The sequence below is a fragment of the Streptomyces sp. NBC_01549 genome (assembly GCF_026339955.1).
Classification (GTDB): Bacteria; Actinomycetota; Actinomycetes; order Streptomycetales; family Streptomycetaceae; genus Streptomyces.
Genome location: NZ_JAPEPW010000001.1, coordinates 4705195 through 4731045, shown reverse-complemented (window position 1 = coordinate 4731045; position 25851 = coordinate 4705195). Strand labels below are relative to the sequence as shown.

The 25851-nt window shown below is 71.2% G+C and carries 18 protein-coding genes; 5 read left to right on the top strand and 13 right to left on the bottom strand.

The window, feature by feature from the left end; genetic code table 11:
* Nucleotides 1-49: 49 nt before the first annotated feature.
* The gene (locus OG819_RS20970) at nt 50-1159 is read right to left on the bottom strand and encodes a carbohydrate kinase family protein (RefSeq protein WP_266414046.1); all 1110 of its coding nucleotides are present in this window, start codon (nt 1157-1159) and stop codon (nt 50-52) included.
* Between the two features lie 343 nt (nt 1160-1502).
* Here OG819_RS20970 and OG819_RS20965 point away from each other — a divergent pair, with 343 nt between their 5' ends.
* Nucleotides 1503-2828 (top strand): MFS transporter, encoded by a 1326-nt coding sequence (locus tag OG819_RS20965; RefSeq protein ID WP_266650821.1) that lies wholly within the window; start codon nt 1503-1505, stop codon nt 2826-2828.
* Here OG819_RS20965 and OG819_RS20960 read toward each other — a convergent pair.
* From OG819_RS20960 to hrcA, 9 genes are all read right to left on the bottom strand, one after another.
* A complete protein-coding gene (locus tag OG819_RS20960; RefSeq protein WP_266650820.1) occupies nt 2792-3784 on the bottom strand; it encodes an adenosine deaminase in 993 nt (330 codons plus the stop codon). The two genes, OG819_RS20965 and OG819_RS20960, sit on opposite strands and share 37 nt — an antisense overlap.
* A gap of 46 nt (nt 3785-3830) precedes the next feature.
* A complete protein-coding gene (locus tag OG819_RS20955) occupies nt 3831-4763 on the bottom strand; it encodes a ribonuclease Z (protein WP_266650819.1) in 933 nt (310 codons plus the stop codon).
* Nucleotides 4764-4769: 6 nt separating this feature from the next.
* Nucleotides 4770-5123, bottom strand: coding sequence for a histidine triad nucleotide-binding protein (locus OG819_RS20950; RefSeq protein ID WP_266650818.1), 354 nt, complete (start codon nt 5121-5123; stop codon nt 4770-4772).
* A gap of 127 nt (nt 5124-5250) precedes the next feature.
* Nucleotides 5251-8496, bottom strand: coding sequence for a S41 family peptidase (locus tag OG819_RS20945; RefSeq protein ID WP_266650817.1), 3246 nt, complete (start codon nt 8494-8496; stop codon nt 5251-5253).
* 45 nt (nt 8497-8541) lie between these two features.
* Nucleotides 8542-9072: a hypothetical protein gene (locus tag OG819_RS20940; protein ID WP_266591108.1), complete on the bottom strand. Its 531-nt coding sequence runs from the start codon at nt 9070-9072 to the stop codon at nt 8542-8544.
* Nucleotides 9073-9277: 205 nt separating this feature from the next.
* Complete coding sequence (locus OG819_RS20935) at nt 9278-10027, bottom strand: 16S rRNA (uracil(1498)-N(3))-methyltransferase (protein ID WP_266624654.1); 750 nt, start codon at nt 10025-10027, stop codon at nt 9278-9280.
* On the bottom strand, nt 10024-11112 hold the full coding sequence (locus tag OG819_RS20930) for a nitronate monooxygenase (RefSeq protein ID WP_266624655.1): 1089 nt from the start codon (nt 11110-11112) through the stop codon (nt 10024-10026). Before OG819_RS20930 ends, OG819_RS20935 begins: the two co-directional genes overlap by 4 nt.
* 122 nt (nt 11113-11234) lie before the next feature.
* A complete protein-coding gene (gene dnaJ / locus OG819_RS20925) occupies nt 11235-12371 on the bottom strand; it encodes a molecular chaperone DnaJ (RefSeq protein ID WP_101405225.1) in 1137 nt (378 codons plus the stop codon).
* Nucleotides 12372-13394 (bottom strand): heat-inducible transcriptional repressor HrcA, encoded by a 1023-nt coding sequence (gene hrcA / locus OG819_RS20920; RefSeq protein ID WP_266650816.1) that lies wholly within the window; start codon nt 13392-13394, stop codon nt 12372-12374.
* Nucleotides 13395-13643: 249 nt separating this feature from the next.
* On the opposite strand from hrcA, the gene OG819_RS20915 reads away from it, so the two are divergent.
* Nucleotides 13644-14384 carry an MBL fold metallo-hydrolase gene (locus tag OG819_RS20915; protein WP_266650815.1) on the top strand — a complete coding sequence of 247 codons (741 nt, stop codon included), beginning with the start codon at nt 13644-13646 and terminating at the stop codon, nt 14382-14384.
* Nucleotides 14385-14415: 31 nt separating this feature from the next.
* A complete protein-coding gene (locus tag OG819_RS20910) occupies nt 14416-15231 on the top strand; it encodes a DUF3097 domain-containing protein (protein ID WP_266650814.1) in 816 nt (271 codons plus the stop codon).
* Nucleotides 15232-15433: 202 nt separating this feature from the next.
* Here the strand turns inward: OG819_RS20910 and hemW are convergent, their stop codons facing one another.
* Both hemW and OG819_RS20900 read right to left on the bottom strand, forming a co-directional pair.
* Nucleotides 15434-16666, bottom strand: a complete 1233-nt coding sequence (gene hemW / locus OG819_RS20905; protein WP_266624659.1) for a radical SAM family heme chaperone HemW — start codon at nt 16664-16666, stop codon at nt 15434-15436.
* Nucleotides 16667-16774: 108 nt separating this feature from the next.
* Nucleotides 16775-18832: a SpoIIE family protein phosphatase gene (locus tag OG819_RS20900; protein WP_266624660.1), complete on the bottom strand. Its 2058-nt coding sequence runs from the start codon at nt 18830-18832 to the stop codon at nt 16775-16777.
* Nucleotides 18833-18995: 163 nt separating this feature from the next.
* Here OG819_RS20900 and OG819_RS20895 point away from each other — a divergent pair, with 163 nt between their 5' ends.
* Both OG819_RS20895 and OG819_RS20890 read left to right on the top strand, forming a co-directional pair.
* Nucleotides 18996-23174: a HAMP domain-containing protein gene (locus tag OG819_RS20895; protein ID WP_266650813.1), complete on the top strand. Its 4179-nt coding sequence runs from the start codon at nt 18996-18998 to the stop codon at nt 23172-23174.
* An 11-nt stretch (nt 23175-23185) separates the two neighbouring features.
* Entirely contained in the window at nt 23186-23770 is a 585-nt protein-coding gene (locus OG819_RS20890; protein ID WP_266650812.1) for a response regulator, read from the top strand.
* An 81-nt stretch (nt 23771-23851) separates the two neighbouring features.
* Here the strand turns inward: OG819_RS20890 and OG819_RS20885 are convergent, their stop codons facing one another.
* Nucleotides 23852-25726 (bottom strand): long-chain fatty acid--CoA ligase, encoded by a 1875-nt coding sequence (locus OG819_RS20885; RefSeq protein ID WP_266624662.1) that lies wholly within the window; start codon nt 25724-25726, stop codon nt 23852-23854.
* Nucleotides 25727-25851: the final 125 nt, after the last annotated feature.

Genomic DNA, 25851 nt, shown 5'->3' with positions numbered 1-25851 from the left:
GCCCCGCCCCGGGGAGGACAGGACGGGCAGGGGCGGCGGGCGAGGGGCGTCAGGCCGAGCGGCGGAAGCCGATGGTCGGGACCGCCCGCCGCAGCGGCCACGGGCGGGTCACCTCCGGGAGCAGGCTCTCCAGGAAGGCGTACCGGCGCAAGGCCGTCGGATCCTGGTCGTCGACGGACTGGACCCGGCGCCACCAGGCCGCGATCTCGGCCCAGCCGGGCGCCGACAGGGAACCGCCGAACTCCTGGACGGAGAGCGCGGCCGTCAACCCGGCGAAGGCGAGCCGGTCGGCGAGCGGCCAGTCGGCGAGGGTGCCCATCACGAACCCGGCGACGAAGACGTCACCGGCGCCGGTGGGATCGAGGGCCTCCACGGCGATCGCGGGAACCTCGGCGGTCTCCCCGGTACGGCCGTCCACGGCATACGCGCCCTCGGCGCCCAGGGTGACGACGGCCAGCGGAACGTACTCGGTCAGCGCGTGCGCGGCGGCCCGCGGAGAGTCCGCCCCGGTGTACCGCATCGCCTCGTCCGCGTTCGGCAGGAACGCCTCGCAGTGCTCCAGGTCGGCGAGCCCGGCCAGGTCCCAGCGCCCGGTGTCGTCCCAGCCGACGTCCGCGAAGATCCGGGTGCCCGCACGCGCGGACTCGGCGATCCACTGCGCGCGCGTGCCGGGCGTCAGCGAGGCGACGGCGGCACGCGCGCGGGGGGCGTGTTCCGGCGCCGGCTCCTCCGGCGGCGGCTCGTGTCCATGGCTGACCATCGTCCGCTCACCCTCGTACGCCATCGACACGGTGACCGGCGAGTGCCAGCCCGGCACGGTGCGCGACGGGGCGAGGTCGATGCCCTCGCCCTGCTCCAGGGCGTCCCAGCAGTACTCCCCGTAGTGGTCGTCCCCGAAGGCCGCCGCCAGGGAGGTCTTGAGGCCGAGGCGGGCGAGCGCGGTCGCCATGTTGGCGACGCCGCCGGGGCTCGACCCCATCCCGCGCGCCCAGGACTCGGTCCCGCGCACCGGGGCGCTGTCGAGCCCGGTGAAGATGATGTCGAGGAAGACGGTGCCGGTGAGGTAGACGTCCCAGGGCGGGTCGTGAGGGGTGCGCAGCCCGGCGAGCGGGTCGACGTGAGCCTGGCAGTACGGTCGCTCTCCGTTGGTTTCGATCACGGTGCGCTCCCTGACGTGGTGCGGATTCAGGCCAGTGTGCACCAAACGGCACGCGGCACAGCGCCGGTCACGGCCGGAACGGGCTGACAAAACTGCCTGGGCGGACCGGAAAAACAGCCTGGACGGACTGGCAAAAGACCCCGGGCGGACCGTCGGAGGGCCGGGCAGAACTCGGGCGCCTACCCCACCCCTCCCACCACAAACAGAACGTGGCTCAGATCACACCTCCCCGCCTACGTCGCGCCCCCACCCACTTGATACAAATTGCCCGCGCGTTCCTGTCCGTCGACAGCCGCCCAACCCCCCTTATCGAGCCGCTCTTTCGCATGCCCTGGGAACGCCCGTGTCCGCCCGCACCACCACGCCCTGGCCCCTCGTCGCCCTTTTCACGGCCGGGTACCTCGCCCCGTACCTGCTCCCGACCACCGTCGGACGGCTGAGCGCGGGCCTCCCCCTCTCCGCCACCGAGGCCGGTTCCATCGGTAGCGCCCTGCTGCTGAGTTCGGCGACGGCGGGCTTCCTGCTCGCCTCCCGGGTCGACCGCTTCGGCCCCCGTCGGCTCGCCCGCACGGGCCTGCTCCTGGCCGCCGCCGGCTACGGCACCGCCGCCTTCACGACGACCATCCCCCTGGTCGTTCTCGGCGCGATCGTCGGCGGCCTCGGCTCCGGCACGATCACCACCGTCGCCGCGACCGGGATCGCCGGCCAGCGCGATCCCCACCGCACCACCACCCTGGGCCTGCTGGGTGTCTCCGCCCTCGCGGGCGCGCTGTATCTGACGATCCCCCACCTGGGCCCGGGCCACGGCCACCCCCTCACCGCGATCGCCGTCACCGCGCTGCTCCTCCTGCCCGCGACCCGCCACCTCCCGGCCTCAGAAGCCCCCCACACCCCCGCCGCCCGCACCCTCCGCACCACCACCGCCACAGCTCTCCCCCACCGCCGCGCCGGTCTCGTCCTGGCCGCCGCGATGCTCTGCTGGTCCCTCGCCCAGAATTCACTCTGGGGTGTCAGCGGCCGGATCGGGCTGCGGCAGGCGGGGTTGACGGAGGTGACGGTCGGCGCGGTCTTCGCGGTGGCGCTCGGCGCCGGGCTGCTCGGGGTGATCGGCGCGGGCGCACTCGGCCAGCGCCTGGGCCGGGCACTGCCCATCGGCGCGGGCACGGCCCTGATCGCCGGGTGCATCGCGCTGAGCTCGGCGGCCACCGACCTGGCGTCCTTCGCGACGGGCGAGATCACCTGGAACACGCTCTACCCGGTCGTGCTCTCCTACGTCATCGGCCTCGCCGCGTCCCTGGACCAGCGCGGCCGGTGGGCGGTCCTCGTCGGCTCCGCCTCCTCGCTCGGCACGGCGTGCGGCCCGCTCGCGGGCAGTCTGCTCTCCGCGCGGGCGGGCTACCCGGGGATGGGCGTGATCCTGGCCCTCGGCCTGCTCCTGATCACCGTCCCGATGACGGCCGTGGCCCTGCGCACCCGGCGCCGTACCCCGCTCCCTCAGGAGCACCCGGTCGTGGAGATCGTGCTGGACGCCGTCCCGGCGCCCGGACTGCGTACGACATGGCGGGACCCCGGCAGGCGACCGCGGGAGCGGCGGCCACACCGGGGTCCGCGACCAGGTGAGCCGGTCGGGTTCTACCCGAACTCGTACGCGTCGACCTCGGCGAGGTAGCGCGCCCGCCGCTCCTCGTCGTGGTCGAGGAAGGACGCCACGAACGAGTTGCGCGCCAGCTCCCGCATCCGCTCCCGGTCCAGCCCGAGCGCCTCGTGCACCGCGTGGAAGTTGTCGGCGACGTACCCGCCGAAGTACGCGGGATCGTCGGAGTTGACCGTGCACAGCAGCCCTGCGTCCAGCATCGCGGGCAGCGGGTGGTCCTCCAGGACGTCCACGGCGCGCAGCCGTACGTTCGACAGCGGGCAGAGCGTCAGCGGCACCCGGTCCCGTACGAGCCGCTCGACCAGCTCGGGGTCCTCCATGCAGCGCAGCCCGTGGTCGATGCGCTCGACGCCGAGGACGTCCAGTGCCTCGGTGATGTATGCCGGCGGCCCCTCCTCGCCCGCGTGGGCGACGCGCCGCAGGCCGAGCGCGGCGGCGGCCTCGTACACCTCGCGGAACTTGACCGGCGGGTGCCCGACCTCGGCGGAGTCGAGGCCGACTCCGACGATCCGGTCGAGGTAGGGCCTCGCGGCCTCCAGGGTCGCCATCGCCGACTCGGCGGACTCGTCGCGCAGGAAGCACATGATCAGCTGGGTGGAGACGCCATGTGTCTCCTCGCTGCGGGACAGCGCGCGGTGCAGTCCCTCGACGACCGTCCCCATGCCGACCCCCCGGGCGATGTGGGCCTGCGGGTCGAAGAAGATCTCCGCGTGCCGCACGCCCTGCGCGGCGGCCCGTGCGAGGTAGGCGTCGGCGAGGTCGGCGAAGTCCTGCTCGGTCCGCAGGACGGCCATGAGCTCGTAGTACAGGTTCAGGAACGACTGGAGGTCGTCGAAGAGATACGCCTTGCGCAGTTCCTCGGTGTCCGCGTACGGGAGCGTGACGCCGTTGCGCGCGGCGAGCTCGAAGGCCAGCTCGGGTTCGAGGGTGCCTTCGATGTGGAGGTGCAGTTCTGCTTTGGGGAGGGGCATCGAAATATCGTACGGGTGTATACCGACGATCTCGTGCGTCGACGGCTCATCGGCGCTTCGGCACCGGCACCCGCACCAGGTCGCGCGCCACGGTCAGCTCGCCCTCGAACCCGGCGGCCCGGGCCTGTCGCTCGAACTCTCCCCCAGACTCCGTCCGGGAGGTGCCCCCAGGATCCGAGTACCGCTGGCTGAAGTGCGTGAGCACGAGATGCCGTACGCCCGCGTCCCGCGCCACCCGTCCTGCCTGACCAGCCGTCAGGTGGCCGTGGTCGACGGCGAGTTGGTGATCCCCGTCCAGGAACGTCGACTCGATGACGAGGAGGTCGCAGCTCTCGGCGAGGGCGTCCACGCCCTCGCACAGCCGCGTGTCCATGACGAACGCGAACCGCTGTCCGCGCCGCACCTCGCTCACCTCGTCGAGCGAGATCCCGCCGAGTGCGCCGTCGCGCTGGATCCGACCGACGTCCGGCCCCTTGATCCCGTGCTCCGCGAGCCGTTCGGGCAGCATCCGCCGGCCGTCCGGCTCGACCAACCGGTAGCCGAAGGACTCCACGGGGTGGGAGAGCCTGCGGGCCTCAAGCGTGTACGAGGGGGTGGTCGCGAGCACCCCGTCGGCCTCGACCGGCGCCTCGGTGAGCTCGACGGTCTCACGGTAGGCCGTCGCGTACCGCAGCCGGTCGAAGAAGCGCTGCCCGGAGCGCGGGTAGTGCGCGGTCACCTCGTGCGGGACGCGGTCGAGGTTGATGCGCTGGATCACCCCGGCGAGACCGAGGGAGTGGTCGCCGTGGAAGTGGGTGACGCAGATCCGGTGCAGGTCGTGCGCGGCGACCCCGGCCCGCAGCATCTGCCGCTGGGTGCCCTCGCCGGGATCGAAGAGCAGCCCCTCCCCGTCCCAGCGCAGCAGATAGCCGTTGTGGTTGCGGTGCCGCGTGGGGACCTGGCTGGCGGTGCCGAGGACCACCAGTTCACGTACGGACAAGGCCGGTTACCCCGGCGGCCAGTGCATGCCACGGCCGCCCAGGAGGTGGGCGTGCGCGTGGAAGACGGTCTGGCCCGCGCCGCTGCCCGTGTTGAACACGATGCGGTAGCTCTCCAGCTTCTCCTCGGACGCCACCTCGCCGGCCTCGCGCAGTATGTCCGCGGCGATGGCGGGCTCGGCGGCCGCGAGGGACGCCGCGTCCGGGTGGTGCACCTTGGGGATGACCAGGATGTGGGTGGGCGCCTGGGGGTTTATGTCGCGGAAGGCGACGGTCGTGTCGGTCTCCCGGACGACGTTCGCGGGAACGTGCCCCGCGACGATCTTGCAGAACAAGCAGTCGTCCTGCGGCTCTCCCGACATGCGTGTGCCTCCTCACGCCGTTTGATCATTACGCCGTGCATGCTATCGGCCCCAGGCAGGGCGGGTGGTTGGGGGACATGCGCCGCCCGCGGATCGGCCGCGTCACGACGGCGCCGCACAAGCCCGGTCAAAGCTCCGGCAGGACAGGGGCCGTCTTCGCCGGGTTCTCCGCGAGCGCGGCCAGCGCGATCCGGATCGCCTCGTCGAGCTGCGCGTCGCGCCCGGCCGCGTGGTCCTGCGGCCGCTGGACGACCTCGACGTCCGGGTCGACACCGTGGTTCTCCACGCCCCACTCGTAACCGTCCAGCCAGAACGCGTACTTGGGCTGGGTGACGAGGGTGCCGTCGACGAGCCGGTAGCGGCTGTCGATGCCGACGACGCCGCCCCATGTCCGCGTCCCGACGACCGGCCCGATACCCAGCGCCTTGATCGCCGCGTTGACGATGTCGCCGTCCGAGCCGGAGAACTCGTTGGCGACGGCGACGACCGGTCCGCGCGGCGCGTCCTCCGGATAGCTGTACGGCCGCATCCCGCGCGGCAGGTCCCAGCCCACGATCCGCCGCGCGAGCTTCTCGACGACCAGTTGCGAGGTGTGGCCGCCGCGGTTCTCCCGGACGTCCACGACCAGCCCCTCCCTGGCCACCTCGATCCGCAGGTCACGGTGGATCTGGGCCCAGCCGGGCGCCTGCATGTCGGGCACGTGGAGATAGCCGAGTCTGCCGCCCGACCGTTCATGGACGTAGGCGCGCCGGTCCGCGACCCAGGCGTGATAGCGCAGCGGCTCCTCGTCGGCGAGCGGGACGACGACGGCGTGCCGCGGATCGCCGCCGCCCGCCGGGGAGACGGTCAGCTCGACCGGCTTGCCCGCGGTGCCGACGAGCAGCGGTCCGGGTCCGGCCACCGGGTCCACCGGCTGCCCGGCGACCGCGACGATCGCGTCCCCCGCGCGCACCGCGACGCCGGGCGCGGCGAGCGGCGCCCGCGCGTGCGGGTCGGAGGTCTCCGAGGGGAGGATCCGGTCGATGCGCCAACTGCCGTCCTCGTGGCGGGAGATGTCCGCCCCGAGCAGTCCCTGCGCCCGGTCGCCGGCGCCCCAGCCGCCGCGCGGGGTCACGTACGCGTGGGAGGTGCCGAGCTCGCCCTGCACCTCCCACAGCAGGTCGACGAGGTCGTCGTGGGTGGCGACCCGTTCGAGCACCTGCCGGTACCGGTCCAGTACGCCGTCCCAGTCGACCCCGCCCAGGTCGGGCCGCCAGAAGTTGTCGCGCATGAGGCGGCCGGTCTCGTCGTACATCTGCCGCCACTCGGCGGCCGGGTCGACGGTCTGGCGGACCCGGGAGAGGTCGACGGTGATGTTCGTGTCGCTGTCGTCGTCGTTCGAGGCGCGACGGTCGCTGGGGACGACCTTGAGCGTGCCGTCGGTCCACAGCAGGACGCGTTTGCCGTCGCCGCTGACGGCGAAGTGGTCGGCGTCCGCGGCGAGGTGCTCGACGCGCTGCTGGGCGAGGTCGTACCGCTCCAGTTCGGTCTTCGGGTCCGGGTCGTCCGGGGTGGCGCGGGAGGCGCCGAGGACTCCGACGACCGGGTGGCGCAGCCACAGCAGCCCGTCCTTGGCGGCGCTCAGGGTCGAGTACCGGGCCGCCTCGACGGGGAACGGGACGATCCGGTCGGCGAGTCCGTCGAGGTCGATCCGGGTGGTGGGGGCGCCCTCGCTGTCGGGCGTCTCGTCCTTGTCGGGTGCCTCGAAGGGGCGGCCGTGGCGCTGCGGTCCGAAGGGGGACGGGGTGGTCGCGGCCAGGGTGATCAGATGCGGCCGGGCGCCTCCGACGAACGCGAGGTCGAAGACGTGTTCGTCATAGACGGGGTCGAAGGAGCGGGCCGAGAGGAAGGCCAGGTGCTTGCCGTCGAGGGTGAACGCGGGCGCGTAGTCACGGAAGCGCAGCGGGGTCGCCTCGGTCACCGACAGGTCGGCGGTGTTGGCCAGCTTGAGCTGGCGCAGCGGGCGCGGGCCGGGGTGCGACCACGCGAGCCAGGCGGAGTCCGGTGAGAAGACGAGCCCGGAGACCTCGCCGTCCGCGCTCCGGTCGACCTCCCGCACCTCTCCGGTCTCCCGCTCGACGAGCAGTACCCGTCCGTCGTGCGAGGCGACGGCGGCGCGGCTGCCGTCGGGTGCCATGGCGAGCCCGAGGACCCGTCCGAGCTGCCCGACCGCGAGCCGGCGCGGGGTCGCTCCGGGCGCGAGACCGGTCGCCGGGGCGAACTCCAGCGCGTCGTCGCCCGCCGCGTCCGTCACCCACACCACGTACTCCTCGCCCTCCACCCGGAAGGCGCGGGGCAGCCGGGCGCGGACACCGGGCCGGGCGGCGAGCGCGCGGGCCGGTCCTGAGCGGTGGGTGACCCAGTGGACGGCGCCGCGCACGGAGACGGCGCTGCCGCGTCCGGTGTGGTCGGGGGCGGCGGCCGAGAACCAGCGGGAGGCGCTCACGGGGTGCGGCTGCTGGTCGACGCGCTGTCCGCCGAGCCGCAGGTCGAGCCGGCGCGGCTCGGCGCCGTCCAGGTCGTCGAGGAGCCACAGTTCACCGGCGGACGCGTACACGACCCGGGCGCCGTCGGTCGCCGCGTGCCGGGCGTAAAAACCGTCGATGGGGGTGTGCCGACGCAGATCGGACCCGTCGGCGAGGGAGGAGTAGAGGGCCCCGACCCCCTCGTGGTCGGACAGGAAGGCGACACGCTCGCCCACCCACAAGGGGTATTCGAGGTTCCCGTCCAACTCCTCGTGCAGCCGTACGAACTCGCCGGCCGCCACCCCGTCGCCGCCGTCCCGGTCGATCCACAACTTGCCCGCCGTACCGCCCCGGTACCGCTTCCACCAGGCGGCCTCGCGCCCCATGGAAGCGGACAGCAGCAGCACACCCCCGTCGCCGTGCACGACGTCGCCGACCGGCCCGTACGGGAGGGTGGTCGCGGGGCCCCCGTCGAGCGGGACCGCCCGGGCCCAGCTGCGGCGCAGGCTGGCCTGGCCCTGGGTGCTGAGCACGAGCACCTGGCCGTCCGGGGTCCAGCCGCGCACCTGGGTCTTCGAACTCCCCCAGTACGTCAGCCGGGTGGACGGTCCGCCCTCCAGCGGCGCGGCATGCACCTCGGGCGCCCCGTCGCGCGTCGACGTCCAGGCGACGGTGGCGCCGTCCGGGGAGATCCGGGGGTGGTTCACCGGGACGTTGTCGGCGCTGACCCGCCAGGCGCGGCCGCCGCCGTCGAGGGGGGCGATCCAGACGTCGTCCTCGGCGGTGAAGGCGACCAGATCGCCGTGCAGATGCGGATACCGGAGGTACGCAGGCAATACCGATGATGCGGACGATGCAGACTGAGTCACCCGATCACCCTATGCAGCGACGGCTCCGCCCGACAGGGGTTCGGATCACTTGCCCTGCGAGGGCCAGCAGGTGGGATCGCCCTTGCACCACATGGTCTTCGTGACGGTGACGGTGGCGGTGGGGCCCGGCCGGCGGTAGGTGGGCGCGTTGTAGGTCGGGGGCGTGTACGAGGGCGTGCTCGGGGCGTTGCAGTTGCCCAGCACGTTCACGTGGAACCACTTCTTGCCGCCGACCTTGGCCGTCAGGTCCCCGCGGACGCACTTGCCCTCGACCTCGCGGGTGACCTTCCCGGTGATGGTGATCTCCCGCCGGTCCTTGGTCTGGCCCCGGCAGTCCACCTCCACCACGGAGGGCGTGGAGCTGGAGGCCGACGGCGTGTGCCCCGGGGTATAGGCCTTGTTCCCGCCGCTGTACGACCCGGTGCAGCTCAGGTACTGCACGTCGACGTGCCGGCGCTGCAGCTCCGCGGTCCCGGCCCGGTCGGTCGTGTAGGCCACCGCTGAGGCGCTCAGCCCGCCGACCGGTTCGCACGCGGCCACCCCGAAGGCGCTCACCACGGCCAGCCCGGCGACCATCGGTCCCCGACGGCCCGTCACCAGTCGCCTCACCAATCGTCGAATACGCATCAATGCCCCCATAGACGGCAGAGTGCCACTGTCCCGCGCGTCGCGGTAGACCCCATACGGCCACTACACACCCGCGTGCGCTCCCGTCGAACGCGTATGCGTGAAACTGCGTCAATTCCGCGACAGGAGCCACTCGTCAACTAGACGACAGGGCCTAGTGCCAGCGGCCGGAGCGTGCCATCAGCACCGCGGTCGCCACCGTCCCGGCGGTCGATGTGCGCAGCACGGTACGTCCCAGGTGGTACGTCTTCGCGCCCGCCCCGGTGAACACCTCGATCTCCTCGGGGGAGATCCCGCCCTCGGGGCCGACCACCAGCACGATCTCGCCCGAGGTGGGGAGTTCGGCCGTCACGAACGGCTCGGTGCCGACCTCGGTGTCCTCGTGCAGCACCGCCGCGAAGTCGGCATTGGCCAGAAGCGCGGCAACCTGTTTGGTCGTCGCCGCGTCCCCGATCTCCGGGAAGCGCACCCTGCGCGACTGCTTACCGGCTTCCCGGGCCGTGGCCCGCCACTTGGCGAGCGCCTTCAGACCCCGGTCGCCCTTCCACTGGGTGATGCAACGGGAGGCGGCCCAGGGGACGATCGCGTCGACGCCGGTCTCGGTCATCGTCTCCACGGCCACCTCGCCCCGGTCGCCCTTGGGCAGGGCCTGGACCACGGTGATACGGGGCTCCTCCGCGGGCTCCTCGCTGTACGAGTCCATCTGGACGATCAGCCGGTCCTTGCCCTCGGTGCCCAGCACCACGCAGTCCGCCCAACGCCCGGCCCCGTCGGTGAGGATGACGTCCTCGCCGGCCCGCAGCCGCTTCACGGAGACGGCGTGGCGCCCTTCGGGGCCGTCGAGGACGTACCGTCCGCCGCTGCCCGCCTCGAAGTGCTCGACCACGAACACCGGTGCCGTCATCGGATCTCGCCCTCCGCTTCCCCGGCGGCCGACAACGCTGTCCTGGCCGCCGCGAGCTCCGTGTTCAGGACCTCCACCAGCTGCCCGGCGGGCAGGTCGCGCGCCATGCGGTGCCCCTGCCCCGCCCACAGCGCCATGCCCTGCGCGTCGCCCGCCTTGGCGGCCGCCTTGCGCAGCGGAGAGGTGAGGTGGTGGACCTCGGGGTACGCGGCGGGCGCGTACGGGCCGTGCTCACGCATGAAGCGGTTCACCAGACCGCGTGCCGGACGCCCGGAGAACGCGCGCGTCAGCTCCGTCCGCACGAACAGGGGGTTGGTCAGCGCCTGCTTGTGCACGACGTGGGCGCCGGACTCCGGGGTGGGGAGGAACGCGGTGCCGAGCTGCGCCGCGCTCGCGCCCGCGGCGAGCACCGCGGCGATCTGGCTGCCGCGCATGATGCCGCCGGCGGCGATGATCGGAAGGTCCACGGTCTCGCGGACCTGCGCGATCAGCGACAGCAGCCCGATACCCGTACCGTCCGTCTCCGGGTTGTCGCGGTGGGTGCCCTGGTGGCCGCCCGCCTCCACGCCCTGCACGATGACCGCGTCGGCGCCGGCCCGCTGCACGGCGAGCGCCTCCTCGGCCGTGGTCGCGGTGACCACGGTGAGGGTGCCGGCGCGGCGCAGGGAGTCCAGGACGTCGCGGCTCGGGACGCCGAAGTGGAACGAGACCACCGGGACCGGGTTGTCGTGGAGGACGGCGAGCTTGGCGTCGTAGCCGTCGTCACGGCCGCTGTCCGGGTCACCGAGGCCGGTCTCGTACCAGGAGGACTCGCCCGCGAGCTGGTGGGCGTAGACCTCGACCGCGGCGGGGTCCGCGTACTCGGGCTGCGGCATGAACAGATTGACCCCGAAGGGGCGGCCTGTGAGCCCGCGCAACTGCTTGATCTCCTGGTACATACCGTCGGCGGTCTTGTACCCGGCGGCGAGGAACCCGAGCCCGCCGGCCTCGGACACGGCGGCCGCGAGTTGCGGGACGGAGACGCCGCCCGCCATGGGGGCCTGCACGATCGGGTGAGGGAAGAGATCGGTCAGTGCGGTGGACATGACGGCATGTTGTCACGTCCTTTGAACAAGTCCGAATCGGGCCTTCCGTCTGGCATAGACCATGGGGATGGACTGTCGAGCGACCGTCGAGCGCCTGGGGGCGGAGCCCCCAGGAACACCCGTCAGCGACCGTTGAACGCGTCCTTCAGGCGCGAGAACAGGCCCTGCTGCCCGGGCTGGAACTGCCCCGTGGGCCGCTCCTCCCCCCGCAGCTGCGCCAGCTCCCGCAGCAACCGCTCCTGCTCGGGATCGAGCTTTGTGGGCGTGGTCACCTCGACATGCACGATGAGGTCACCCCGGCCACCGCCCCGCAGATGCGTGACACCCCGCCCGTGCAGCGGGATCGACTGCCCGGACTGCGTACCCGGACGGATGTCGACCTCCTCAAGACCGTCGAGCGTCTCCAGCGGCACCTTGGTGCCGAGCGACGCCGCGGTCATCGGAATGGTCACCGTGCAGTGCAGATCGTCTCCGCGCCGCTGGAAGGTCGAGTGCGGCAGCTCGTGGATCTCGACGTACAGGTCACCGGCGGGACCGCCGCCGGGGCCGACCTCGCCCTCGCCCGCGAGCTGGATCCGCGTGCCGTTGTCGACACCGGCGGGGATCTTGACGGTCAGCGTGCGACGCGACCGGACTCGCCCGTCACCGGCGCACTCGGGGCAGGGAGTCGGGACGACGGTCCCGAAGCCCTGACACTGCGGACACGGCCGGGAGGTCATGACCTGCCCGAGGAAGGACCGCGTGACCTGGGACACCTCACCCCGCCCGCGACACATGTCACAGGTCTGGGCCGAGGTACCCGGCGCCGCGCCCTCACCGTTGCAGGTGGCGCAGACGACGGCCGTGTCGACCTGGATGTCCTTCGTCGTGCCGAAGGCCGCCTCGTCCAGCTCGATCTCGAGCCGGATCATGGCGTCCTGGCCACGCCGCGTCCGCGACCGCGGACCGCGCTGTGACGCCGTACCGAAGAAGGCGTCCATGATGTCCGAGAAGTTCCCGAACCCACCGGCTCCGAAGCCGCCCGCACCGCCGCCGCCCGACTGGGACAGCGGGTCGCCGCCGAGGTCGTAGACCTGCTTCTTCTGCGGGTCCGACAACACCTCGTACGCGGCGTTGATCTCCTTGAACCGCTCCTGCGTCTTCGGATCGGGATTGACGTCCGGGTGCAGCTCGCGTGCGAGCCGCCGGAAAGCCTTCTTGATCTCGTCCTGGGACGCGTCGCGGCGCACGCCGAGTACGGCGTAGTAGTCCGTGGCCACTTACGACTCCGCCAGGATCTGTCCGACGTACCGTGCCACCGCTCGTACCGCTCCCATCGTTCCCGGGTAATCCATGCGGGTCGGGCCGACCACGCCGAGTTTGGCTACTGCCTCGCCGCCCGAACCGTAGCCGACCGAGACCACGGACGTGGAGTTGAGTCCCTCATACGCGTTCTCGTGACCGATTCGCACGGTCATGCTCGAATCCCCGGCCTCACCAAGCAACTTGAGGAGCACAACCTGCTCCTCCAGCGCTTCGAGCACCGGCCGGATGGTGAGAGGGAAGTCATGTCCGAAACGCGTCAGATTGGCGGTCCCGCCGATCATCAGCCGCTCCTCGGTCTCCTCGACGAGCGTCTCCAGAAGGATGGAGAGCACCGTCGCGACCGTACCTCGGTCCTCCGCCTCGAACGCGTCCGGGAGGTCCTGCACGAGCTGCGGGACGTCCGCGAAGCGACGGCCCGCGACCCTGCTGTTCAGCCGGGCCCGCAGATCCGCGAGAGACGTTTCTCCGAACGGCGCCGGGCAGTCGATCATGCGCTGTTCGACCCGCCCGGTGTCCGTGATCAGCACGAGCATCACACGGGCGGGGGCGAGGGACAGCAGTTCCACGTGCCGCACGGTCGATCTCGTCAGCGACGGATACTGCACGACGGCGACCTGCCGCGTCAGCTGCGCGAGCAGCCGCACCGTCCGCGCGACGACGTCGTCGAGGTCGACGGCGCCGTCCAGGAAGTTCTGAATGGCCCGCCGCTCGGGCGCGGTCATCGGCTTGACGCCGGCGAGCTTGTCGACGAAGAGCCGGTAGCCCTTGTCGGTGGGGATCCGCCCGGCACTGGTGTGCGGCTGGGCGATGTACCCCTCGTCCTCCAGGGCCGCCATGTCGTTACGGACGGTGGCCGGGGAGACCCCCAGCCGGTGCCGCTCGGTCAGCGCCTTGGACCCGACCGCGACCGGCTCGTCGGTGCCGACATAGTCCTGGACGATGGCGCGCAGCACTTCGAGCCTGCGTTCACTGAGCATCGCGCACACCTCCAGCTGTCGACCCCTCGGCGCCTCGCTTGGCACTCATCGCATGCGAGTGCCAGCATTCCCCGGCCCAGTGTACGGCCGGTGGGTACGGCCCAGGCAAGGGCGGCCCCGCGATCTTGTGCAAGGTGCACCGACGTACACGGACGTGTCCCGCGATGTCACACCGTCCAAGCCCTCGATGTCGTACCGTCCCTGCCCGCGATGTCGTACCGTCCACGCCCTCACCGCTAGCGTCGGCGTATGAAGGTGACTTGGAAAGAGGCAGGGTGGGAGCCGCTGACACGGCGGGTGGGGCGGCAGCGGCTTCCGGTCTGGGACTGCACGGTCGGGCTGGTCGTGAGCGAGGGTGGGGCGCTGATCGTCGACCCGGGGTCGAGCCTCGCGGAGGGCGCCCGGTTGCGCAGGGAGGCGCAGACGCTCGCCGGCCGCCGTGTGACCTTCCTCGCGCTCACCCACCCCCACTTCGACCATGTCCTGGGCGCGGCGGCGTTCGCGGGCGCGGAGGTCCTCGTCGCGGGCGGCTCGGCCGAGGTGTACGAGCACGGGCGCGAGGAGCTGTACACGGACGCGGTACGGGGCGGGCTGGACGCGCGGGCGGCGGAGGACGCGGCGGACACCCTGGTGCGTCCCCGGAACTACGTGTGGGGCACCTGGCATCTCGAACTCGCCGGCGGCGTCGAGGTCCTGCTGGTGCGGACGGGCGAGGGCCACACCGCCCACGACCTCGTGGTCGTGGTGCCGGGCGACCCGACGGTGGTGTTCTGCGGCGACCTGGTCGAGGAGTCCGGCGAGCCCCAGGCGGGCCCCGACGCCGTGCCGTCGCGCTGGCCAGGTGCCCTCGACCGGTTGCTCGACCTCGGCGGGGAGGACGCGCTGTACGTGCCCGGTCACGGAGCGGTCGTGGACGCCGGGTTCGTACGGTCCCAGCGGGACGCCCTGGCCGCGCGTTTCGGCGTGTCGCGTTTCGGCGTGTCGCCGTGAGCGCCGCCGGGCTTCTCCTATCGTCATCCGAATGCGCCAGTACTCTCCGGACCTGACCCCGCCGTGGAAGAAGCCCAAGCCCGTGCCGGAGGTTCCGGCGGAGCCGGGCCTGGTGGTCGAGGAGCCGGGTACCGGCTTCTGCGGTGCGGTGATCCGCTGCGAGGCGGGCACGGTGACACTGGAGGACCGCTTCGGCAAGCACCGCGTGTTCCCTCTGGAACCCCGTGGCTTCCTCCTGGAGGGCCGGGTCGTCACGCTCACCCGCCCCGCTCCCTCCCCGAACGCCGCTCCCCTCCGTCCCACCCGCACGGCCTCCGGTTCGGTGGCCGTGCCCGGCGCGCGGGCCCGGGTCGCCCGGGCCGGCCGGATCTACGTGGAGGGCCGCCACGACGCCGAGCTGGTCGAACGGGTCTGGGGCGACGATCTGCGCATCGAGGGCGTCGTGGTCGAGTACCTGGAGGGCATCGACGACCTGCCCGCGATCGTGACGGAATTCTCACCCGGGCCGGACGCCCGCCTCGGCGTCCTCGTCGACCACCTGGTCCCCGGCAGCAAGGAGTCCCGCATCGCGGCGTCGGTCACGAGCGATCACGCCCTGGTCCTCGGCCACCCCTACATCGACATCTGGGAAGCCGTGAAGCCGTCCTCCGTGGGCATCCCGGCCTGGCCCCGGGTCCCCCACGGCCAGGACTGGAAAACGGGCGTCTGCCGCGCCCTCGGGTGGCCCGAGAACACCGGCGCCGCCTGGCAGTACATCCTGTCCCGCGTCCACTCCTACAAGGACCTCCAGCCGGAGCTCCTGGGCCGAGTGGAAGAACTCATCGACTTCGTCACAACGCCGCACTGACAAAACCGATCTTCGCCCCCGCCGCCCCGACCCGTCCCATCCCTACTCGGGGGCTCCGCCCCCGAACCCCCGACCGGCCCGAACGGCCTCGTCCTCGAACGCCGGACAGGCTGAAGGCTTTTAGGGGCGCGGGGTACTGCGTGACCAGCCCCCACCCGCCCGCAGCCGAGGAACACAGCCGGAGGTGGGGGCGCAGCCCCCCTCAGTCCACCAGGTCCCTGACCACCGCATCCGCCAGCAACCGCCCACGCAACGTGAGAACCGCCCGTCCCTCGCCGTACGGCCCGGACTCGAGCAACCCTTCAGACAGCGCACGCCCCGCCGCCGCAAGCCCCGCGGGCCGGAGCAGAGACAACGGACACCCCTCCCGGAGTCGCAGCTCCAGCAGGATTCGCTCCACCCTCCGGTCCTCCTCGGAGAGGAGCTCACGCCCCGCCCCCGGAGACCGCCCCGCGGCCAACGCCCCCGCATACGCCCCGGGATGCTTCACGTTCCACCACCGCACCCCGCCCACGTGGCTGTGGGCCCCGGGACCGGCCCCCCACCAGTCGGCACCCCGCCAGTACAGCTCGTTGTGCAGGCACCGGCCGGCGTCCGAAGTCGCCCAGTTGGACACCTCGTACCAGTCGAATCCCGCCTCGGAGAGCACCTCGTCGGCGATCAGATACCGGTCCGCGTGCACATCGTCGTCCGTCATCGCGACCTCGCCCCGCCGGATACGACGGGCGAGCTGCGTCCCTTCCTCGACGATCAGCGCGTACGCGGACACATGGTCGGGCCCGGCACCGAGCGCGGCGTCCAGCGAGGCCCGCCAGTCGTCGTCGGACTCACCGGGCGTGCCATAGATCAGGTCGAGGTTCACATGCTCGAACCCGGCCGCACGCGCCTCCGCGACACACGCCTCGGGCCGGCCGGGGGTGTGCGTACGGTCGAGCACCTTGAGGACGTGCTGCCGTGCGCTCTGCATGCCGAAGGAGATCCGGTTGAACCCTCCGGTCCGTAGCGTCCGCAGATACTCCGGGTCCACCGACTCCGGGTTCGCCTCGGTCGTGATCTCCGCGTCGTCCGCGAGCCCGAACTCGTCCCGGATCGCCCCCAGCATCCGTACGAGATCGTCGGCGGCCAGCAGCGTGGGCGTACCGCCTCCGACGAACACCGTACGGACGGGTCGAGGGTCGTCGCCGAGGACCTTGCGGGCGAGCCGCACCTCGTCGATCAGCGTCTCCGCGTAGTTGTCGCGGGAGGCGAGCACGCCTCCGGTGCCGCGCAGCTCGGTCGCCGTGTAGGTGTTGAAGTCGCAGTAGCCGCAGCGGGTCGCGCAGTACGGCACATGGAGGTAGAACCCGAGGGGGCGCTCGGCGGCTCCGGCCAGGGCGTGCGCGGGCAGCGCCCCGTCGGCGGGGACGGGCTCACCGTCGGGAAGTGCGGAAGGCATGCCTTCCATTGTCCCGTACCCGGCCGCATACCCCTTTCCAGCCGCTCACCTGCCGTTTCTCCCCTGCGCCCCCTGCTCCGCCCACTCCCCCCACTTCGCCCGCTCTCCCTACTCCGCCTGCAGCACCAACAGCGCCAGGTCGTCCTCCGGCGGCTTGCTGCCGAACTCGTGCACGAGTCGCCGGATGCGTTCCGCGACGAGCTCGGCGCTCAGCCCCGTACAGCCCGCGAGGGCCTCCGCGAGCCCTTCGTCGTCATCGAACTGGCGGGGCCCGCTGCGGCGCTCCGTCACCCCGTCGGTGACGCACAGGACGGTGTCGCCGGGGTACAGGTCGAAGGTCTCGGAGACGTAGGTCGCGTCCTCGAAGACACCGAGGAGGGTCTGCGGCTCGGCCACTTCCCGTACGTCGCCGTCGGGGCCGAGGATCAGCGGCAGCGGATGCCCGGCGGAGGCGAGGGTGCAGCGTACGCCGCCCTCGAAGGGCACCAGCTCGCCGTACAGCATGGACAGGAAACGGGTCTGCGGGCCCTCGTCGGGGCCGAGACCGGGCCCGCCCGCGGCCACCAGCGCGCGGGCAGCCGCGTCCGCCGCCTCCGTCGCGTCGTCGAGGAGGAGCTGGTTGAGACGGTCGAGGACGTCCGCGACGTGGTAGCCCTCACGGGCCAGCAGCCGCACCCAGGGCCGGGCGAGGCCGATCACGACGGCGGCCTCGGGCCCTTTGCCCTGGACATCGCCGAGGACGAAGCACCAGCGCCCGTCGCCCGCGGGGAACAGATCGTAGAAGTCGCCGCTGGGTCCGCCCTTGTCGAGCGGCTCGTACACGAGGGCGCTGCGCACCCCGGGGATCTCGGCGACCGCGCCGGGCAGCAGGCCGCGCTGGAGGACCCGGCTGATGGTGGCCTGGCGGGCGTACTGGCGGGCCGCGCCGATGGCGAGGGCGATCCGGCGGCTGAGGTCCTCGACGAGCCCGGTGATCTCGTCGGGGAAGGCGGTCAGTCCGGCCCGACCGATGACGAGGGTGCCGAGCGGCCGGCCGCCCGCGATCAGCCGGTACGCGAGCGCCGCCCCGCCCGCGCCCTCCATCTCCCCCGACACCTGTCCTGTGCCCAACGCCTCGTCCGTGCCCAACGCCTCCCCCGGCCAAGGCACCGGCACCGCCCGGGACCGCACCGAGTCCGGCAACCGCGGCGGATCCTTCTCCAGGTCCCGTCGCAACTCCTCGATCCGGTTCTCACTGCCGTGCCAGACCCGGGCGAGGCGTGGCCCCAGGGCCAGTCCGAGCCCACCCGCCCGGTCGGTGGCCTCGTCCTCCAGCCATACGGCGCACCAGTCGGCGAGCCGCGGTACGAGGAGCTGCCCGGCGAGCGCGGCCACGAGGTCCTCGTCGAGCTGCCCGGCGAGCAGGTCGGAGGCCTCGGCGAGGAAGGAGAGGGCGCCCCGGTTGAGCCAGTCGCCGTCCTGTCGCGGCCTTCGCCGCGGTCCGGGAGCGACCGTCTCGCCGGCCGGTCCCGGCCCGATGCCCGTCCCCCTGTCGGCACCGAGCCCATCACCCATACTCAACCCACGCTCAACGCCGAACCCGCCTTCAACACCCACCCCGTCTTCAACACCTAACCCACCTCCCACACCTAACCCACCCTCAACACTCGCCCCACCTTCAAGCCCCAACCCACCCTGGACCCCCAGCCCCTCGTCGCCGCCCAGCCCCCCGTCCACGGGCAGCCGCGCCCACACGGTCTTGATTCCGGTCCGATACGTGATCCCCCACGCCTCCGACAGAGTGGCGACCAACCGCAGCCCCCGCCCGTACTCCGGTGTGCCGTAAGCCCGTTCGGCCGCCTCCTCGCGTACCGCCCGCGAGGGATGGTGGTCGGAGACCTCGACGACCACCGCGCCCACCGCACCGCCGTCAGTGATCTCCAGCCGGCACAGCAGCTCGACGTCGGTGCCCGCGTGCACGACGGCGTTGGTGACGAGTTCGCTGACGACCAGGACGGCGTCCTCGGCCAGGCGCTCGCGGACGATCTCGGCGCCGGGCAGGGCGAGTTCCCCCCAGTCGGCGAGCGCCTCGCGCACCATACGGCGGGCGGCGCCGGGCGCGAGCGGAGTACCCGGCAGCGCGGCGCGCGCTATGGCTTCCTGGCCCACGCGGTAGTGCGCAGGCATACCAGGGGCAAGCGCCATGGAGTCCGGTTGCGACTCCCGTTGCGTCGGAATGGCCCCCACTGTGCGGCTCCCTGAGCAGTTCGGACGAATACGCCTCAGGCGACACGGACAGAGTGACAGACTGGCCACGCCCATAAGCACCGAGTTACCGAAGTGGGCCGCCATGAGTGAGAACAGTGCTACGCGTGTGCTCGAAGACGGACAGATTCGGGCATTCGAAGACGGCCGGATCGCCGCGTCCGATCTGCGTCCGCTGCTCGCCGCGATGACCGCCGCACGGGACGGCGACTTCACCAAGGTTCCGGAGACGGGGCACGGCCTGGTGGCCGACCTGAGCGCGGCGTTCAACCAGATCATCGACCGCAGCACCCACTTCAACACGGAAGTGCAGCGGGTCCGGCGGGAGCTGGTCCGGCACGGACGGCTCGACGAGCGGCTGTCGGCGAGCCCGGGACAGGGCGGTTGGACGACCCGCGTGAACGACGTGAACCAGCTGCTCGACGCCCTGGTGGCGCCCGCCGCGAACGCGACACGCGTCCTGGACGCGGTGGCCGGCGGCGACCTCACCCAGCGGGTCGACCTGCACGACGGCAACCGCCAGCTCAGAGGCGATCTGAGGAGGTTGGGGCGAGCCGTCAACAAGATGGTCGATCAGCTCTCCCTCTTCACGGGCGAGGTGACCCGGGTCGCGCGCGAGGTCGGTACCGAGGGCCGTCTCGGCGGGCGCGCCAAAGTGCAGGGGCTGTCGGGCAGTTGGCGCGATGTGACCGAGGCGGTCAACACGATGGCGTCCCGGCTGACGGCCCAGGTCCGTGACATCGCCCTGGTGACCACGGCGGTGGCGCGCGGCGACCTGACCCGTACGGTGACCGTCGAGGCGACCGGTGAGCTGCTCGAACTGAAGCTCACCGTGAACACAATGGTCGACCAGCTGTCCGCCTTCGCCGACGAAGTCACCCGCGTCGCCCGCGAGGTCGGCACCGAAGGGCAACTGGGTGGCCGCGCCCAGGTCAGGGGCGTCTCCGGGGTCTGGAAGGACCTCACCGACAACGTCAACTTCATGGCCTCGAACCTGACCTCCCAGGTCCGCAACATCGCCCAGGTCACCACGGCCGTGGCCAACGGCGACCTCAGCCAGAAGATCACGGTGGACGCGAAGGGCGAGATCCTCGAACTCAAGTCGACCATCAACACCATGGTCGACCAGCTCTCCGCCTTCGCCGACGAAGTCACCCGCGTCGCCCGCGAAGTCGGCACCGAGGGAAACCTCGGCGGTCGCGCCCAGGTCAGAGGCGTCTCAGGCGTCTGGAAGGACCTCACCGACAACGTCAACTTCATGGCGGACAACCTGACCTCGCAGGTCCGCAACATCGCCCTCGTCTCCACGGCCGTCGCACAGGGCGACCTCGGCAAGAAGATCACGGTCGAGGCGAAGGGCGAGATCCTCGAACTCAAGTCGACCATCAACACCATGGTCGACCAGCTCTCCGCCTTCGCCGACGAAGTCACCCGCGTCGCCCGCGAAGTCGGCACCGAGGGAAACCTCGGCGGTCAGGCCCAGGTCAGGGGCGTCTCGGGCGTCTGGAAGGATCTGACGGACAACGTCAACTTCATGGCCCTGAACCTGACCTCCCAGGTCCGCAACATCGCCCAGGTGACGACGGCCGTCGCGAACGGCGACCTGTCGAAGAAGATCACCGTCGACGCCCGTGGCGAGATCCTGGAGCTGAAGGACACCGTCAACACGATGGTGGAGCAGCTGCGCGCCTTCGCCGACGAGGTGACCCGGGTGGCCCGCGAGGTCGGCACCGACGGGCGGCTCGGCGGCCGAGCCCAGGTCCTCGGTGTCTCCGGCGTCTGGCGGGACCTGACCGACAACGTCAACTACATGGCCGACAACCTGACTTCACAAGTACGGAACATCGCCCAGGTCGCCACCGCCGTGGCGCAGGGAGACCTCTCCAAGAAGATCGACGTGGACGCCCGCGGTGAGATCCTCGAGCTGAAGACGACCATCAACACGATGGTCGACACGCTCTCCTCCTTCTCCTCCGAGGTCACCCGGGTGGCCCGCGAGGTGGGTTCGGAGGGCCAGCTCGGCGGTCAGGCGCGGGTCGAGGGCGTGTACGGCACCTGGAAGCGCCTCACGACCAACGTCAACGAGCTCGCCTCCAACCTCACCACCCAGGTCCGCGCGATCGCCGAGGTGGCCTCCGCCGTGGCCCAGGGCGACATGTCCCGCTCCATCACCGTGGAGACGCAGGGCGAGGTCGCCGAGCTGAAGGACAACATCAACCTGATGGTGGCCAACCTCCGCGAGACGACCCGCGCGAAGGACTGGCTGGAGTCGAACCTCGCCCGCCTCGCCGCGCTGATGCAGGGCCACCGCGACCTGATGGAGGTCGCCGACCTGATCCTGCGCGAGCTGACCCCGCTGGTGAACGCGCAGTACGGCGCCTTCTTCCTGGCCGACCCGGAGGAGGACGGGACCTCCCTGCACACCGCCGTCCCCGCCAAGGGGCTCGCCTTCATCGCCGGATACGGCTCGGCGCAGGGCGCCACGGTCGACACGGGCGGCATGCCGGTGCACGGCCTGGTCCGACAGGCGGCCCGCGAGAAGAAGCGGATCCTCGTGGAGGAGGCCCCACCGGACTACATCAAGATCAACAGCGGTCTGGGGGAGGCCGCCCCCGCCAGCGTCGTCATCATCCCGATCCTCTTCGAGGACAAACTCCTCGGCGTGATCGAGCTCGCCTCCTTCTCCCGCTTCTCCGACGTCCATCTGGCCTTCTTCGACCAGTTCGTGAACACCATCGGCGTGGCCATCAACACGATCATCGCCAACTCCCGTACGGAGTCCCTGCTCGGCGAGTCCCAGCGCCTCGCCATCCAGCTCCAGGACCGCTCGGACGAACTCCAGTCGCAGCAGGCGGAACTGCAACGCTCGAACGCCGAACTGGAGGAGAAGGCGGCGCTCCTGGCGACGAGCTCGCAGTACAAGTCGGAGTTCCTGGCGAACATGTCGCACGAGCTGCGCACCCCGCTGAACTCGCTGCTGATCCTGGCCCGGCTGCTGTCGGACAACCCGGACGGCCATCTCTCCGACCAGGAGGTGCAGTTCGCGGCGACCATACACCGCTCGGGATCGGACCTCCTCCAGCTCATCAACGACATCCTCGACCTGTCGAAGATCGAGGCGGGCCGCATGGACGTACGCCCGAAGAAGCTCCCCCTGATCAAACTCCTCGACTACGTCCACGCCACGTTCCGCCCGCTCACCCTCGACCGGGGTCTCGCCTTCGAGGTGACGGTCGGGGAGGACGTACCGCGGGAGATGTACTCGGACGAGCAGCGGCTCCAGCAGATCCTGCGCAATCTGCTGTCCAACGCGATCAAGTTCACCGCGACCGGCCGGGTCGAACTGCGCGTCAACCGCCTCAAGGACCCCGACCACGCCTTCACCCGGGAGAACAGCGACGACGTGATCGCCTTCGCCGTCTCCGACACCGGCATCGGGATCGCCGCCGAGAAACTCCCGGTGATCTTCGAGGCGTTCCAGCAGGCCGACGGCACCACCAACCGCAAGTACGGCGGCACCGGCCTCGGCCTCTCCATCAGCCGGGAGATCGCCGGGCTGCTCGGCGGCCGCATCATCGCGGAGAGCGCCCCCGGCAAGGGCTCCACCTTCACGCTGTACGTCCCTGTCATCAGCCCCGGACACACGGCGACCGGCCCCGCCCCCGAGGACCACCGGCCGCTCGTGCCCGAGCAACTGTCCACCGAGCCGTACACCTCGCACGACACCGACGACTCCTGGCCCACCCCCACCAAGCTGGAGGCGTGGAAGGCCGGCCGGGCCGGTCAGGTCCTGCCGGGGCGGCGGGTGCTGATCGTGGACGACGACATCCGCAACGTCTTCGCGCTCACCCATGTCCTGGGCCGCGTCGGCATGCCCGTCCTGTACGCGGAGAACGGCCGCGAGGGCATCGAGACCCTGGAGCGTAACCCCGACGTGGAACTCGTCCTGATGGACATCATGATGCCGGAGATGGACGGCTACGAGACGATCTCCGCCATCCGCCGCACCCCCCGCTGGACGGGCCTGCCGATCGTCGCGCTCACCGCGAAGGCGATGCCGGGAGACCGCGAGAAGTCCATCGCGCGCGGTGCCAACGACTACGTACCCAAGCCGGTGGACGTCGACCAGCTGCTCACGGTCGTCTGCGCCCTCCTCGACCCGGAGAGCGCGCACGACGCGGAGCGGGGCGACTCCGAAGGATCCGTTGTTCCGGGGCCGAGCACATCGTCCGAGGAGGCCGCGGCCCCGCCGACGACCGAATGAGGACAGTCACCATGAGCGCTGAGGAAACGACCTACGAGCGCGCCAGCATCCTCCTGGTCGACGACATGGAGGACAACCTGATCGCGCTGGAGGCCGTCCTGGGGTCCCTCAACGAGCCGCTCGTACGTGCGCGTTCGGGCGAGGAGGCGATGAAGGCACTGCTCAGGCAACGCTTCGCCGTCGTCCTCCTGGACATCCGCATGCCGGGCATGGACGGCTTCGAGACCGCCGCCAACATCAAGCGGCTCGACCAGACCAAGGACGTCCCGATCATCTTCCTGACCGGCACCGACGCCGACGCGGGCTACGCCTTCCGCGGCTACGCCACCGGCGCCGCCGACTACCTGACCAAGCCGTTCGACCCCTGGGTCCTGCGCGCCAAGGTCACGGTCTTCCTGGACCTCCACCGCAAGAACCAGCAACTGGAACGCCTGCTGACCCAGGAACACACTCATGCGGCCCAGATCAGCACGCGGCTTGCGGCCTTGGAGAAGCGCTTGTCGTCCGAGGACCCCCCGGACGTTTCCGACCTACGGAGGCAGGTCCGAGAACTGCAGAGCCTGGTGGCAGGGCTGGGCCGCAACCGCGCCCTTTAGGGGCGCGGGGCCGCGACATATGCGGCTCCGCCGCGTGGGCGCGACCAGCCCCCACTCACCCGCAGCCGACAACGAACAGCCTCACGCTTCCCGAGAACCCGCGTACATCTCCTCAATCAACGCCTTGTACTCCCGCTCCACCACCGGCCGCTTCAACTTCAGACTCGGCGTGATCTCCCCGTGCTCCACATCGAGATCCCGCGGCAGCAACCGGAACTTCTTGATGGTCTGCCACCGCTGGAGCCCCTCGTTGAGTTCCTTGACGTACCCCTCGACGAGGGCGACCGTGGCGGGGGCCGCGACGACCTCGGCGTACGACTTGCCCTCCAGCCCGTTCTCCTTCGCCCACTCCAGGATGGACGGTTCGTCCAGGGCGATGAGGGCGGTGCAGAAGTTCCGGTCGGCGCCGTGCACGAGGATGTTGGAGACGTAGGGACAGACGGCCTTGAACTGGCCCTCGACCTCGGCGGGCGCGATGTACTTGCCGCCCGAGGTCTTGATGAGGTCCTTCTTGCGGTCGGTGATGCGCAGGTACCCGTCGGGCGACAGCTCGCCGATGTCGCCGGTGTGGAACCAGCCGTCGGATTCGAGGACCTCGGCGGTCTTCTCGGGCAACCCGTGGTAGCCCTCCATGATGCCGGGGCCGCGCAGCAGGATCTCGCCGTCGTCCGCGATGCGCACCTCCGTGCCGGGCAGCGGCTTGCCGACCGTGCCGGTGCGGTACGCCTCTCCGGGGTTCACGAAGGAGGCCGCGGAGGACTCCGTGAGGCCGTACCCCTCCAGGATGTGGATGCCGGCGCCCGCGAAGAAGTAGCCGATCTCGGGGGCGAGCGCGGCGGAGCCGGAGACGCAGGCACGCAGCCGGCCGCCGAACGCCTCGCGGATCTTGGCGAAGACGAGCGCGTCCGCGACCTTGTGCTTGGCGCCCAGCCCGAAGGGGACGGAGGCCGTGCCGGTACGGCGGAAGTTGTCCTGGCTGGCCTTCGCGTACTCGCGGGAGACCTCGGCGGCCCACTGGAAGATCTTGTACTTGGCACCGCCGCCGGCCCGCGCCTTGGCCGCGACCCCGTTGTAGACCTTCTCGAAGATGCGCGGGACGGCCGCCATGTACGTCGGCTGCACGACCGGCAGATTCAGGATGATCTTGTCGACACGGCCGTCGACGGCGGTGACGTGCCCGATGTCGATCTGGCCGGAGGTGAGCACCTTGCCGAAGACGTGGGCGAGCGGCAGCCACAGGTACTGCACGTCGTCAGGGCCGAGCAGCCCGGTCGCGGCGATGGCCTTCGCCATGTACGACCAGTTGTCGTGCGGGAGGCGGACGCCCTTGGGGCGGCCGGTGGTGCCGGAGGTGTAGATGAGGGTGGCGAGCTGGTCGGCGGTGATCGCGCCGACGCGCTCCTTGATCAGCTCGGGGTTCTTCTCCACATACGCGGCACCGCGCGTCTCCAGTTCGGCGAGGGTGAGCACCCCGTCACCGGTCTCGACGCCGGCCGGGTCGATGACGACGATGTGGGTGAGTGCGGGCAGCTCGGCGCGCTTCTCCCGCGCCTTGGCGAGCTGAGCCGCGTCCTCCGCGATCAGGACCTTGCTGTCGGAGTCGGAGAGGATGAACGCGGACTCCCCGGCGTTCGTCTGCGGGTAGATCGTCGTCGTGGCCGCGCCCGCGCACATGATGCCGAGGTCGGCGAGGATCCACTCGACCCGGGTGGAGGAGGCGAGCGCGACGCGCTGCTCCGGCTGGACGCCCAGTTCGATCAGTCCGGCCGAGATGGCGTAGACCCGCTCGGCGGCCTGCGCCCAGCTCAGTGACTTCCACTCGTCCGGGCCCTCGCCCGAGGCAGGCGGGACCGGGTAGCGGTAGGCCTCGGCGTCCGGCGTGGCTGCCACGCGCTCCAGGAAGAGGGCCGCCACGGACGGCGGACGGTTCTCGATCAGGGTCTGTGTGTCGCTCACGACATCCTCCGGGGCCCGCGACAGTACGTGCGTCTGGCTCGACCGACTGTTGACTGTTGCTGTGCGGCTGGCTGGTTCGGCTGTTGTTTAACTCGCGAGTAACCATCGAGCAGGGATCAGAGTAA

Excerpts from the sequence above, each read along its gene's own strand:
- OG819_RS20900 (WP_266624660.1), bottom strand. The coding sequence starts at position 18,832 with ATGCCTGCGCACTACCGCGTGGGCCAGGAAGCCATAGCGCGCGCCGCG.
- OG819_RS20960 (WP_266650820.1), bottom strand. The coding sequence starts at position 3,784 with ATGCCCCTCCCCAAAGCAGAACTGCACCTCCACATCGAAGGCACCCTC.
- hrcA (WP_266650816.1), bottom strand. The coding sequence starts at position 13,394 with ATGCTCAGTGAACGCAGGCTCGAAGTGCTGCGCGCCATCGTCCAGGAC.
- OG819_RS20915 (WP_266650815.1), top strand. The coding sequence starts at position 13,644 with ATGAAGGTGACTTGGAAAGAGGCAGGGTGGGAGCCGCTGACACGGCGG.
- OG819_RS20890 (WP_266650812.1), top strand. The coding sequence starts at position 23,186 with ATGAGCGCTGAGGAAACGACCTACGAGCGCGCCAGCATCCTCCTGGTC.
- OG819_RS20895 (WP_266650813.1), top strand. The coding sequence starts at position 18,996 with ATGAGTGAGAACAGTGCTACGCGTGTGCTCGAAGACGGACAGATTCGG.
- OG819_RS20950 (WP_266650818.1), bottom strand. The coding sequence starts at position 5,123 with ATGTCGGGAGAGCCGCAGGACGACTGCTTGTTCTGCAAGATCGTCGCG.
- OG819_RS20930 (WP_266624655.1), bottom strand. The coding sequence starts at position 11,112 with ATGTCCACCGCACTGACCGATCTCTTCCCTCACCCGATCGTGCAGGCC.
- OG819_RS20910 (WP_266650814.1), top strand. The coding sequence starts at position 14,416 with ATGCGCCAGTACTCTCCGGACCTGACCCCGCCGTGGAAGAAGCCCAAG.
- hemW (WP_266624659.1), bottom strand. The coding sequence starts at position 16,666 with ATGCCTTCCGCACTTCCCGACGGTGAGCCCGTCCCCGCCGACGGGGCG.
- OG819_RS20940 (WP_266591108.1), bottom strand. The coding sequence starts at position 9,072 with ATGGTCGCCGGGCTGGCCGTGGTGAGCGCCTTCGGGGTGGCCGCGTGC.
- OG819_RS20935 (WP_266624654.1), bottom strand. The coding sequence starts at position 10,027 with ATGACGGCACCGGTGTTCGTGGTCGAGCACTTCGAGGCGGGCAGCGGC.